The sequence below is a fragment of the Saccharopolyspora sp. NPDC050389 genome (assembly GCF_040655595.1).
GTDB lineage: Bacteria > Actinomycetota > Actinomycetes > Mycobacteriales > Pseudonocardiaceae > Saccharopolyspora.
In genome coordinates, this window is sequence record NZ_JBFAKG010000017.1 from 129,152 (window position 1) to 140,661 (window position 11,510).

Sequence of the window (11,510 nt, forward strand, 5' to 3'; positions counted from 1 at the left end):
ATGCTCGGAATCGCCGAAGCCGACCGGATCCCGCTCCGCGATCGCGTGGACGCGATGGTCGCCCTGAACCCGATGACGCCGGATGGCGCCGAAGCGCGGGCGAAACTCCAGGAACACGTGCTGGGCTTGGCCGCAGCGAAGCGGGCCGACCCGGGCGCGGATCTGCTCAGCGCGCTTATCGCGGCCCGCGCGGACGACGGCGACCGGTTCAGTGAGCCGGAGCTGGCGACCATGGCCATCGCGTTGCTGATCGCCGGATACGCCACCACCGCCAACGCGATCGCCATCGGCACCACATTGCTGCTCACCAAACGGTCAATACGCCGCGCTGGGCCGCGATCCGGAACTGGTGGCGCCGGCCGTCGAGGAAGTCTTGTGACACAGACCGGCCGAAACGCCGAGGCGATGCCACGGATCGCGCACGCGGATGTTCGACTCCGCGGTGTGGACATCGCGGTGGGCGAGCAGGTGCTGGTCTCGCTGGAAGCGGCCAACCGCGATCCCGGCCGCTTCCCCGAGCCGGACCGGTTCGGCATCACCCGGCATCCCAATCCGCACCTGAGCTTCGGGCGCGGGCCGCACCACTGCCTCGGCGCGGCACTGGGCGGCACTGGCGCGCAGCGAACTCCAGGCCGTCTTCACCGCGCGCTTTCCCACCCTTCGGCCGGCCACTCCGGCCGAAGAACTGCCGTGGCGGGCGGTCCTGATGGATGCGGGCCCGGAGCGGATGCCGGTGACCTGGTGATCGGCTTCCGGATCAGACGAGGTGGCCGAACACGATCAGGTTGTCCTCGTAGCTGCGGTGCGTCTCGTCGAAGTCCCCGCCGCAGGTGATCAACCGGATCTCGGGGCGGGCCACGTCGCCGTACACGACGTCGGTCGGGAACCGGTTCTTGGCGAACCGTTCGACGCGGTCGACCACGTAGGTGACCCGCGACCCGTCTCGGCGATCGACGTGGATCTGGTCACCGGGGCGGAGGTCGCGCAGCCGGTAGAACACGCCGGCTTCGGTGTAGGAGTCGACGTGGCCCAGCACGACGAAGGGGCCGACCTCGCCCGCGCCCGGCCCGCCTTCGTACCAGCCGGCCTGCCCGGGCTTCTCGATCGGGGGAACCTGAACCGTGCCGTCCGCGTTCAGCCCCAGCGGAACGAGCGTCGACGCAACCCGGATGGACGGGATGGCGATCCCGGCCGGATGGGGATCGCCCGGGGCCGACGTCACCGGTCCCGGCGGGACCGGTCTCGCGGCCACGACCGGGGGCGGCGCGGAATCCGCGTCCGCCGGGCCGAAAACCGCCGGGCCCATCACGGACACCAGCAAGATGCACCACGCGGCCAGCAATGCGGCCCTCATGCTCCCACCCCCGCCGTTTCCGGTGCCCGCGACGTGCGCGCCGTTCGCGGGCCTTCGCGGGGAATGGTGGTGCGCGCTCCCCGAAAGCGCGCACCACCATTCCGATTCCGATCAGCGCCGGGATTCGGCGTGCCGGCGCCGGTGCGCGTAGACGCCACCCGCCGCCAGGGCGACGGCCGCCGCACCGCTGGCTGCCAGCAGCGAGCCGGAGACGCCGGACTCGTCGTGTGCCGTGGCACCGCCGCCCGCCGGCACGGCGCCCACCGGCCTCTGCTCGACCTGCGGCCGCTGCTGCGGCTTGGCCGGAACGGCGGGCTTGGCCGTCGGCTTCGGCTTGACCGAGGTCGGCCTAGCCTCCGGCGACTGCTGAGCCGGTTGCTGGGCCGGCTGCTGCGCAGGCGGTTGGCCCGGGGCCGGCGGTGCCGGCGGTGCCGGAGGCGGTGCAGGCGGCAGGGCCGGCTGCTCGACCGGTGGCTTGACCTCCTCCGGCGGGCAGTTCTCGAAGCACGGCGGCGGCTTCATGCAGTCTTCGGGCTTGCACTCCGGCGGCTGCAGGCAGTCTTCCGAGTTTTCGCACTGGTCGTCGACCGTGGACACCAGTGGTGGCGCCGCCATATTGCCTTCGGCGTTCCCCACAGGAGTCAGGCCGATCGAAGTACCCAACACAAAGGCGGCGATCCCGCCAAGGCGAACAAGCGTTGAGGACACTCGAGCCTCCCTTTGATCATTCGAGCGAGAATCCCGCATCCGAGATCTTTTCCCCGATCGCCTCGCTAGATCTGAAGGCGACTATTCGTAACGGTAAGCACGGTCATTCGGGTTGGCAGCGGCAGCGATGCATGATCATACGATCGGGGTTCTGTTGATATGTCCAATTGGGAATATTCTTCACGCAAGGTGAGATCGACACCGATGAAGGGCTCCGATCACCCCGTTGGTCGTCGATCGACGCCGCGAAACCAGGGGATGTCGTCACAGATCGTCACCATCGGATTATGTTGCGAGGCGGCGATCGTCCATTTAGCTAGATCGGCCGCAATTATGATCTGTCCGCTTTGGAGATCAATTATTCGAGACGGCCGAAAAAATGATTTTGAGAAAATGATCGAGGCGCTGATCAGAAATGATCGCGTCGACGTTGGTAATTGCGATCAATTTTCGATCAATTCGCGATCAATTCGTGCGGGGATGTTCTCTGGGATCGCCGAGAAAGGCCGGAAAGATGCCGCGCGGGGCGGCTGATCACCGCCAGGTATCGGCGGTGATCAGGTAGCGGTGGTGCGGCCGGCCGTATTCGACGCATTCGCCGTGGAAACTGAATCCGAGCTTGTCGAGCACGCGCGCCGACGCGGGGTTTCGCGGGTCGACGACCGCTGTCAGTTCCGGCAGGCGGAGCTGGTCGAACGCCGCGTTGAGGCAGAGGTGTCCGACCTCGGTGGCGAGGCCGTGTCCCCACCGCTCGCGTGCCAGCGTGTAGCCGAACTCCGCGCCGGTCCCGTGCGCCTCGAATCCGGCGTCGCCGATGAGGCGGCCCGTCGAGCGCTCGATCACGGCCCAGAACGCGTAGCCGTGCGAGCGTTGGTGCTGGATGTAGTCGTTCACCATCGTCGCGCTCTCCGTCGCCGAGACCGCGTTCCCGTACGCGACGTAGCGCATCACCTCGGGATCGCCGTAGACCGCGTGGATCGCGGCGTGATCTTCGGCCTGGAACGGGCGAACCTGCAGGCGAGCGCTCATCAGCGGGAAGCGGATAGCCACACGGCAACCCTTTCGCGTTCGCGGGCCGGGCGGCAAGCCATTTACGGCGCCGTGGGCCGAGCTATAGTGACCGCAAGATGGCTTCCGGTCACTACGAGATGGATGTGGTTCCGTGCCGCGACCGCTGATCCCCAACCGGGTGGGCGCGATCCTCGACGCCGCCGAGGATCTGGTGCTGTGCGACGGTTTCGACAGCGTGAGCGTCGAGCGGATCGCTCGCCGAGCGGGGATCGGCAAGGGTGCGATCTACCGCGAGTTCGAGGGCAAGCACGAGCTGATGGACGCCCTGCTCACCCGGTGCACGAGTCGTCTGGTCGATCAGGTGCGCCAACGTGTCGTCGCGGCACTGACGCCGGTCGGTCTGAGTGCCGTCTACCGGTTCGGGCTGGAGGCGTTGCTCGACGACGCGCTGATGACCGCTGCGCTCCTGGACGACGAGGCAGTTCTCGGCTCACACGCGCATGCTGTCGGCGGCGATCGGTACCGGCAGCGCTTCGCCTGGATCACCGACTACGTCGAAGCCCTCCACGAGGCAGGATCATTGGCGACCGACGCCCGGCCTGAGGCGGTTTCCCTCGCGCTCTCGTCGTTCACCATCGGCTTGCTGTCGGCGAACTCCATGCTCGGGCCGCTGACCCGGGATCAGCTCGCGGCGGCGGTGGACGTGGTGATCACCTTCATCGAGCGGGGCCTGGAACGCCCGCCGGAATCCGCGGCGGCGACAGGAGATCCCGCCGCGACCGACGCCCACTTGCTGCTCCTCGGTCGCCTGGCCGAGCAGCTCGGCACCGATCAGGAGGAGCAGCCATGACCGGGTTCGCCACCGTCACCGATCTCGAACTCGCCGGCGGCCCGGTGCGGCTGTACACCGCGGGCGACAAGGAACGCGAACCGGTTCTGCTGCTGCACGGTGCGATGCTCGACACCGTTGAGCTGCTCTGGCACCGCGTCCTGCCGGCGCTGGCCCGCACGCACCGCGTCTACGCGATCGATCTGCCGAAGCACGGCGGTAGCCGGCCGTGGCAGCGGACCGTCGACCAGGAGTTGTGCGAACTCCTCGTGGAACAGCTCCTCGACCACCTGGAAGTCGAACGGATCTCCCTCGTCGGCCACTCCATGGGCGGCGGCATCGCGATCGGCTACAGCCTGCACCACCCGGAACGCGTTTCGCGCGCGGTCTTCTCGGCACCCGGCGGGATCGGCGCGCGCCGGCCGATGCAACTCGGCACCTGGCTGGCGCTGCGAGCGCCCGGCCTGCTGCGCGCGTCGAGCCGCTACCTGGCCAACTCCGCCACCGCGATCCGCCGGTCGATGGTGCGCGGTCTCGCCGCCGGTGCGGCCGCGGACGATTTCGACCGGATCGTCGAACTCGCCCGCGCCGAGGCGCAGGCCAAGTCGCGGCATCGCGAAAAGGCGCTGGACGACTGGCAGATCCTCGCCTACGGGCCCTTCGGCATGCGGCTGGACTTCCTGCCGGAGCTGGGCCGGCTGGAAGTGCCGAGCTTGTGGTTGCGCGGAGCGGATGATCAGCTCGTCGGAGACCGGGAAGTGCGGCAGGCGGCCGCGGCGGCGCCCGGCGGGCGGTTGGCGGTCATTTCCGGTGCCGGGCACCTGCTGCCCCTGGACCAGCCCGCCGAATTCCACCGGCTCACCGCCGATTTCCTGGCCGAGGGCCGACCGTGAGCGGTACCGGCGTCAGAGTCGGTCGATGGCGGTGGGTTCGGGTGCTCGGACCGGCAGCATGGCCAGGAGCCCGAGCACCAGGATGAGGACGATCCCGGCCATGCCCGCGCGTTGCGTGCCGAACACCGCGATGAAGCCGCTGAACGCCAGTGGCCCGAGGAAGCTCACGGCTCGTCCGGTGGTGGCGTAGAGGCCGAACGTTTCGCCCTCGCGGCCGGGGGTGGCGATGCGGGCGAGGAACGTTCGGCTGGCCGATTCGGTCGGCCCCAGGAAGGCCGCCAGCAGCAGCCCGCACACCCAGAACGCGGGCTTGCCGGGCAGCACCACCAGCGCCGATCCCACCACGACCAGCCCGGACAGCGCCGTGACGATGACCGGTTTCGGGCCGAACCTGTCGTCCGCGCGGCCGCCCAGGAAGGCGCTGGCCCCGGCGAGGAGGTTCGCCGCGATGGCGAAGACCACCACCTCGCCAGGGCTGAAACCGAACGTTCCTGCCGCGATCACGCCGCCGAAGGTGAAGATCGCGGCCAGGCCGTCTCGGTAGAGCGCGCTGGCCACCAGGAACCCCAGCGTCTGCCGGTCGCTGCGCCACATCCGCGCGAGCCGCCTGCCGAGCACCCGGTAACTGCCCAGGAAGGACCGCCGCACCTGGTTCGCGGGGGAGGGAGTCTCCGGGACGAGAAGGAGCACCGGCAGCGCGAACAGCGCGAACCACGCGGCCGCGAACAGCGCCACGGCACGGATGTTCAGCCCGTCCTGCGAGGTGACGCCGAACAAGCCGACATCGGGCTGGACGAAACCGAACAGCACGATCGCCAACGCGACCAGCCCGCCGAAATAGCCCATCGCCCAGCCGAAACCGGAAACGCGGCCGATCGTCGCCGGCGTCGAGACCTGGAGCAGCATCGCGTTGTAGTTCACGCCCGCGAACTCCACGAACACGCTGCCCGCGGCGACCAGGACCAGACCGAGCAGCAGGTACGCCGAGTCGTCGTGGACGACGAACAACGCCGCGGTGCAGGCCACCACGAGCGCGGTGTGCACCGCCAGCCACCGCTTGCGGTGCCCGCCGGCGTCGCTTCGCAGGCCGGTCACCGGCGCCACCAGCGCGATGCACGCTCCGGCGATGGTGAGCGTGACACCGAGCGCAGCGGAGCCGCTTCGCGGATCGTCGGCCACCGAGCCGGTCAGGTATACGGTGAACACGAACGTGAGGATCACGGCGTTGAACGCCGCCGAACCCCAGCCCCAAAACGCCCAGCAGAGCACCGAACGCCAGTCCCGCCGAGCCGCAACGCCCGGATCCGCAGCCACGTCCATCACGCGATCAGACCAGCCGCCCGCCGCCCGGGCCACTCGGCGGCACCCGCGTCGCCGCCAGTCTCACCAGCGGTTTCGGGGAGCCTGGGTGCTTCGGCGGCTCCGCCGAAGCACTCGGTCGTTCACCCCTTGACGCACACGACCTGCTTCAGATGGGTGACCACCTCCACCAGATCGGTCTGCGCGGCGACCACCGACTCGATGTCCTTGTAGGCGGCCGGGATCTCGTCCACCACGCCGGCGTCCTTGCGGCATTCCACTCCCGCGGTCTGCGCCTCCAGGTCCGCGGCGGTGAAGGTCTTCCGGGCCTTGGTCCGCGACATGCGCCGGCCGGCGCCGTGCGAGGCCGACTGGAACGACCGCTCGTTGCCGAGGCCGCGCACGATGTAGGACCCGGTGCCCATGCTGCCAGGGATGATGCCGAGATCACCCGTGCCCGCCCGGATCGCGCCCTTGCGCGTGACCAGCAGCTCGACGCCGTCGTAGCTCTCCTCCGCCACGTAGTTGTGGTGGCAGGAGATCGGCGTGTCGAACCTGGTGCCCGGCACCGTATCCGCCACCGCGAGCTGCACCAGCGCCAGCATCGTGGCCCGGTTGCGCGCCGCGTAGTCCTGCGCCCAGAACAGGTCCCGGCGGTACGCCTGCATTTCCGGGGTGCCCGCGACGAACACCGCGAGGTCGGAGTCCGGCAGGTCGGCGTTGTGCGGGAGGCGCCGGGCGATGTCGATGTGCCGCTTCGCCAGCTCGTTGCCGATGCCGCGGGAACCGGAGTGCAGCATCAGCCACACCCGGCCGGCGTCCGGGCCGCCCTGCTCGAGGCAGACCTCGATGAAGTGGTTGCCGCCGCCGAGGCTGCCGATCTGCGCCCGCGCCCGGTCTTCGAGGCTCTGCACGCCCGGGTGCAGCTCCGCGAAGACGGACCAGAACTCCCGCCAGCCGCCGACGCCTGGCACGCGCGCCGGGTTCACCGGCGTGCGGTGCATGGCGAAGCCGACCGGCACGTCCGATTCGATCCGCCGCCGCAGGACGCCGAGGTCGTCCGGCAGGTCGTCGGCCGTCAGGGACGTCCGCACGGCGCTCATCCCGCAGCCGATGTCGACGCCGACCGCGGCAGGGGACACGGCGTTGCGCATGGCGATCACGCTGCCGACGGTGGCGCCCTTGCCGTAGTGCACGTCCGGCATCACGGCGAGGCCGTGCACCCACGGCAGGTTGGCGACGTTGTGCAACTGGCGCATGGCAGCGTCTTCCACGGACTGCGGGTCTGCCCACATCCGGATCGGAACCCTTGCGCCTTCAACTGCCGCGTACATCGTTCTTCCTGACTCTCGGTCACCTTGACCCGGCAATGATCGCGGTTTTTCTCCCGCCATGCCACCGAATTAAATGAAGAACCACCCGCCATCTGATCACGTTGGACAGTCGTGCCCCGCCGATCGGCGACGACCACGTGTCATCGTCAGCGTCCTATGAGGACATTCGCGCGCCATGACCCGGAGGCGACACGTGCCGGTCGCTTGCGCGATGCCGGCGCATAACCGCGGCGACGCGAAATCGGAAGTAACCTCCTCTGCATGACGCGCCACATCGAGTTCCGGAGCACCTACGAGTGGCCCGCCGCCCTGGTGTTCGCAGTGCTGATCGACCCCGGCTACCTCCGTGAGCGGCTGCGCGTGCTCGGCGGCGACAACGAGCTGCTCGAACACGAGGCGACCGAGAACGGTGTGTGGTTCCGGATCCGGCAGGGCGTGCGCGCCGAAGTGATTCCCTCGGTGGCCCGCACTGTCGTCGGTGGCGATCTTGCGATCGACCGCGCCGAGGAGTGGTCTCGCGAAGCCGACGGCGGCTTCGCTGGCGAGGTGACGGCAGGTGCCCTGGTGATGCCGCGTTCGATCACGGCGGTGCAGCGGTTGCGCGACCTGCCGGCGGGTGCGGGCTGCGAGTTCGTCGTCGAGGGCGATGTGAAGGTGGCCATCCCGCTGCTCGGCGGAAAGCTGGAGGACCTCTTCGCCAGGGAGGTGCGCGGCCTGCTCGAGGCCGAGCACGAGTTCACGGTCGAGTGGCTGTCCGAGCACGGCTGAGGCCGGGCTGCTTGTCGACGACCGGCGTTCCTGCGGCCAGCAGATCTCGCACGGCACCCGACACTGAGCGCGCCACCCGAACTGCGCACGTCCGTCGCGCGAAAACTCCGAGGCCACGGCTCGCCGGAAAACCATTCGAGCGAGCCGGAAGCCGTTTGCTACGGTGAGGCCGATCGGAGCAAGGGAGACCAGACGTGGCTGGTGACGACGACATCTCCGGGTGATACCCGGACGTGATGCCGCCGGTAGGCGCGCGAGAGCGCTGCTGCCGTGTGGCGATTTCGTCGTCCCGTTCGTCGCCCCGGGCGTCCTAGGCGCGCCCGCATCTCCACGAGGGTTCTCGCATGTCCGATGCATTCATCATCTGCTCCAACCTGTCCTTCTCCTGGCCCGACGACACCCCGGTTTTCCAGGACCTGTCGTGCACCATCGGCGGCGGGCGCACGGGTCTCGTCGCGCCGAACGGCGCCGGGAAGAGCACGCTGCTCAAGCTGATCGCCGGCGAGTACCGGCCCACCGGCGGAAGCGTGTCCGCCGAAGGAGTGCTCGGTTACCTCCCGCAGAGCCTGCCGCTGCTCGGCGATCCGACTGTGGCCGAGGTCCTCGGGATCGCTCCGGTGCTCCGGGCGCTGGCCGCGATCGAATCCGGGGACGCCGACGAGCAGCACTTCACCACGATCGGCAACGACTGGGACATCGAGGAGCGCACCCGCGCCCAGCTGGACCGGCTCGGCCTCGGGGACGTCTCCCTCACCCGGCGCCTGCACACGCTCAGCGGCGGGCAGGTCATCTCCCTCGGCCTCGCCGCGCAGCTGCTGAAGCGGCCCGACGTGCTGCTGCTCGACGAACCGACCAACAACCTCGACCGCGACGCGCGCCGCAAGCTCTACGACGTGCTAGACGACTGGAACGGCTGCCTGCTGCTGGTCAGCCACGACCGGGCGCTGCTCGACCGGATGGACCGCATCGCCGAACTCGAACGGGGCGAGATCCGGTTCCACGGCGGGAACTTCACGTCGTACGAGGAGGCGGTGCGCGCCGAGCGGGAGGTCGCGGAGAAGAACATCCGCAGCGCCGAGCAGGAGGTGAAGCGCGAGAAGCGGGAGATGCAGCAGGCCCGCGAGCGAGCGCAGCGCCGGGCCAGCAACGCCGCCCGGAACATCGAGAGCGCCGGGCTGCCGAAGATCGTCGCCGGCGGGTTGAAGCGGCGCGCTCAGGAGTCGGCAGGCAAGGCGAACGACACGCATGCCGCGCGGCTCGGCGATGCCAAGGCGCGCCTCGACGAGGCCGAGCGATCCCTGCGCGACGAGCAGCGGATCGCGCTGGAACTGCCCGGAACCAACCTGCCGGCGGGGCGCACGGTCTTCCTCGGCGAGCGGCTGCAGGTGCACCGCGGCGAGCGGGCCCTGTTCGCCGGCGACGGCGTCGACCTCGCGATCCGCGGGCCCGAGCGGATCGCGCTGACCGGGCCGAACGGCGCCGGCAAGTCCAGCCTGCTGCGCGTCATCAACGGCGATCTGGAGCCCGCCGGTGGGAGCGCGAAGCGTGCCGACGGCCGGGTCGCCTACCTGTCCCAGCGGCTGGACCTGCTGGATCTCGACCGCACGGTGCTGGAGAACCTGGCGGCGTTCGCGCCGGGAATGCCTGAGGCGCAGCGGATGCACCTGCTCGCCCGCTTCCTGTTCCGGGGCTCCCGCATCCACCTGCCGGTCGGGGTCCTCTCCGGCGGCGAACGCCTGCGCGCCACGCTGGCCTGCGTCCTGTTCGCCGAGCCGGCGCCACAGCTGCTGCTGCTCGACGAGCCGACCAACAACCTCGACCTGCTGAGCATCGGGCAGCTGGAAAGCGCGCTCACCGCGTACGAGGGCGCGTTCGTGGTGGTGAGCCACGACGAGCGGTTCCTCGCGAAGATCGGCGTGGACCGCTGGCTCCGGCTCGCCGACGGCCAGCTGCTGGAGACGGCGGCACCCGACGGCGAATCCCTTTAGCCACCACAGAGTTACCAGCCTGCGGCGGTCCGGACCTTCTCGGCGAGGACCGCAGGCGGCTCATGCGAGGAGTCGACGACGAGGTCGTCGAGCCCGGCCGCGTCGATGATCCCGGCGAGCTCGGTCGTGCGATCCAGGTGCCAGCGCAGGCCGGGCTCGTCGTCGGCGTGCCGCCGCCGGAGTCGGTCGCGGGCGACGGCCGGGTCGACGACGAGCCGGACCAGCAGGATCGCCGTCGACCCCAACGCCGCCTGGTAGCGGGTGATGGCCGAGCGCTCCTCGATCACTCCCGCGACGATCAGGTGCTGCGCGCCGGCCCGCCGGTAGTTGGCGGTCAGGTCCCGCAGGTTCCGCAGTTCGAGCGTGTGGTTGAACGGGTCGTCGGCGGGACTCGGCCAGCAGTTGCGGATGTGGTCGAGGTCGATCAGCGCGTGGGGCCGGCCCGCCTGCACCTCCAGTTCGCCGATCGCCTCGGCGAGGGTGGACTTGCCCGCGCCGACGGTCCCGTTGACGAAGACGACGTCGATTCCGGAGCCGGTCATGGTCTCCTCTGGTTGTTCCCGCTGCTACGCGGGCGCGCGCAGTGCGGTGATCGCGGTCGCGAACATGGTGGACTTGATGGCGCTCAAGGTATCGCGGTCCTTGCCCGCCAGCGGGCGGACGATCTCCGTCGCGCTGCGGACGACATCGGCCTCGGGTGCGGTCGCGTCGACCAGGCCGAGCTCGCGGGCCTGGTCTCCGCCGAAGCGCCACCCGGTCGTCATCGACGCGATCGCCGCCGCCGGGGTGATCTTGCCCTGGATGAGCGCGGCCATCCCGGGCGTGAACGGGATGTTGATGTCGGCCTCGGGGAAGCAGAAGTAGCCGCGATCGGCCCGCATGACCCGGAAGTCGTGCGCCAGGGCCAGCATCGCCCCGGCGCCGAAGGCGTGCCCGTTGATCGCCGCGACGGTGGGGACCGGCAGGGTCAGCACGCGGGCCAGCAGCTCGTGGATCTCCGTGCGGTAGGAGTCGAGCTGGTCGTAGTTGTTCAGCAGCCAGTCCAGGTCGAGCCCGTTGGAGTAGAACTTGCCCTGTCCGGTGGTCACGAGAGCACCATGGGACGGGGCGTCGACGACGGTGTCCAGCAGCGAGTGCACCGTCTTGAGCCACTCCGGGGAGAACCGGTTCTCGTCGTCGCCGAGGTCGAGGATGAAGACGTTGTCTTCTTCGCGAAGCGCGGGCATGGTCAGTCCTACCTTTCAAGGCGTGGGTCTGATCTGGTCATTCGTAGGATCGGAGGGCCCGGGGGCTCTGGGTATGGCTGGCATGTCGGAGCCGGTGGAT

At 69.5% G+C, this 11,510-nt stretch carries 13 protein-coding genes; 6 read left to right on the forward strand and 7 right to left on the reverse strand.

The features are described 5' to 3' along the window. Complete coding sequence (locus AB0I53_RS14040; protein ID WP_358601533.1) at positions 1-834, forward strand: cytochrome P450; 834 nt, start codon at positions 1-3, stop codon at positions 832-834. Here AB0I53_RS14040 and AB0I53_RS14045 read toward each other — a convergent pair. Further along, on the reverse strand, positions 758-1,354 hold the full coding sequence (locus tag AB0I53_RS14045; RefSeq protein WP_358601536.1) for a class F sortase: 597 nt from the start codon (positions 1,352-1,354) through the stop codon (positions 758-760). The two genes, AB0I53_RS14040 and AB0I53_RS14045, sit on opposite strands and share 77 nt — an antisense overlap. Before the next feature lie 111 nt (positions 1,355-1,465). After that, positions 1,466-1,969, reverse strand: coding sequence for a hypothetical protein (locus AB0I53_RS14050; RefSeq protein ID WP_358601539.1), 504 nt, complete (start codon positions 1,967-1,969; stop codon positions 1,466-1,468). Between the two features lie 297 nt (positions 1,970-2,266). Here AB0I53_RS14050 and AB0I53_RS14055 point away from each other — a divergent pair, with 297 nt between their 5' ends. Next, complete coding sequence (locus tag AB0I53_RS14055) at positions 2,267-2,596, forward strand: hypothetical protein (RefSeq protein WP_358601542.1); 330 nt, start codon at positions 2,267-2,269, stop codon at positions 2,594-2,596. Here AB0I53_RS14055 and AB0I53_RS14060 read toward each other — a convergent pair whose 3' ends face one another. Continuing rightward, a complete protein-coding gene (locus tag AB0I53_RS14060; protein WP_358601545.1) occupies positions 2,597-3,091 on the reverse strand; it encodes a GNAT family N-acetyltransferase in 495 nt (164 codons plus the stop codon). It lies immediately after the preceding gene. Between the two features lie 133 nt (positions 3,092-3,224). On the opposite strand from AB0I53_RS14060, the gene AB0I53_RS14065 reads away from it, so the two are divergent. Further along, positions 3,225-3,923 (forward strand): TetR/AcrR family transcriptional regulator, encoded by a 699-nt coding sequence (locus AB0I53_RS14065; RefSeq protein WP_358601548.1) that lies wholly within the window; start codon positions 3,225-3,227, stop codon positions 3,921-3,923. Beyond that, on the forward strand, positions 3,920-4,795 hold the full coding sequence (locus AB0I53_RS14070) for an alpha/beta hydrolase (RefSeq protein WP_358601550.1): 876 nt from the start codon (positions 3,920-3,922) through the stop codon (positions 4,793-4,795). Before AB0I53_RS14065 ends, AB0I53_RS14070 begins: the two co-directional genes overlap by 4 nt. A 12-nt stretch (positions 4,796-4,807) precedes the next feature. On the opposite strand, the gene AB0I53_RS14075 is transcribed toward AB0I53_RS14070, so the two are convergent. Both AB0I53_RS14075 and AB0I53_RS14080 read right to left on the reverse strand, forming a co-directional pair. After that, positions 4,808-6,115 carry an MFS transporter gene (locus AB0I53_RS14075; RefSeq protein WP_358601553.1) on the reverse strand — a complete coding sequence of 436 codons (1,308 nt, stop codon included), beginning with the start codon at positions 6,113-6,115 and terminating at the stop codon, positions 4,808-4,810. Between the two features lie 122 nt (positions 6,116-6,237). Then, on the reverse strand, positions 6,238-7,428 hold the full coding sequence (locus tag AB0I53_RS14080; protein ID WP_358601556.1) for an RtcB family protein: 1,191 nt from the start codon (positions 7,426-7,428) through the stop codon (positions 6,238-6,240). A 261-nt stretch (positions 7,429-7,689) separates the two neighbouring features. On the opposite strand from AB0I53_RS14080, the gene AB0I53_RS14085 reads away from it, so the two are divergent. Next, positions 7,690-8,196, forward strand: coding sequence for a DUF2505 domain-containing protein (locus AB0I53_RS14085; protein WP_358601559.1), 507 nt, complete (start codon positions 7,690-7,692; stop codon positions 8,194-8,196). A 344-nt stretch (positions 8,197-8,540) separates the two neighbouring features. After that, positions 8,541-10,184 (forward strand): ribosomal protection-like ABC-F family protein, encoded by a 1,644-nt coding sequence (gene abc-f, locus AB0I53_RS14090; protein WP_358601562.1) that lies wholly within the window; start codon positions 8,541-8,543, stop codon positions 10,182-10,184. Positions 10,185-10,195: 11 nt separating this feature from the next. On the opposite strand, the gene AB0I53_RS14095 is transcribed toward abc-f, so the two are convergent. Together AB0I53_RS14095 and AB0I53_RS14100 are read right to left on the reverse strand one after the other, a co-directional pair. Continuing rightward, positions 10,196-10,726 carry an AAA family ATPase gene (locus tag AB0I53_RS14095; RefSeq protein WP_358601565.1) on the reverse strand — a complete coding sequence of 177 codons (531 nt, stop codon included), beginning with the start codon at positions 10,724-10,726 and terminating at the stop codon, positions 10,196-10,198. Between the two features lie 24 nt (positions 10,727-10,750). Continuing rightward, positions 10,751-11,410 carry an enoyl-CoA hydratase-related protein gene (locus AB0I53_RS14100; RefSeq protein WP_358601568.1) on the reverse strand — a complete coding sequence of 220 codons (660 nt, stop codon included), beginning with the start codon at positions 11,408-11,410 and terminating at the stop codon, positions 10,751-10,753. Positions 11,411-11,510: the final 100 nt, after the last annotated feature.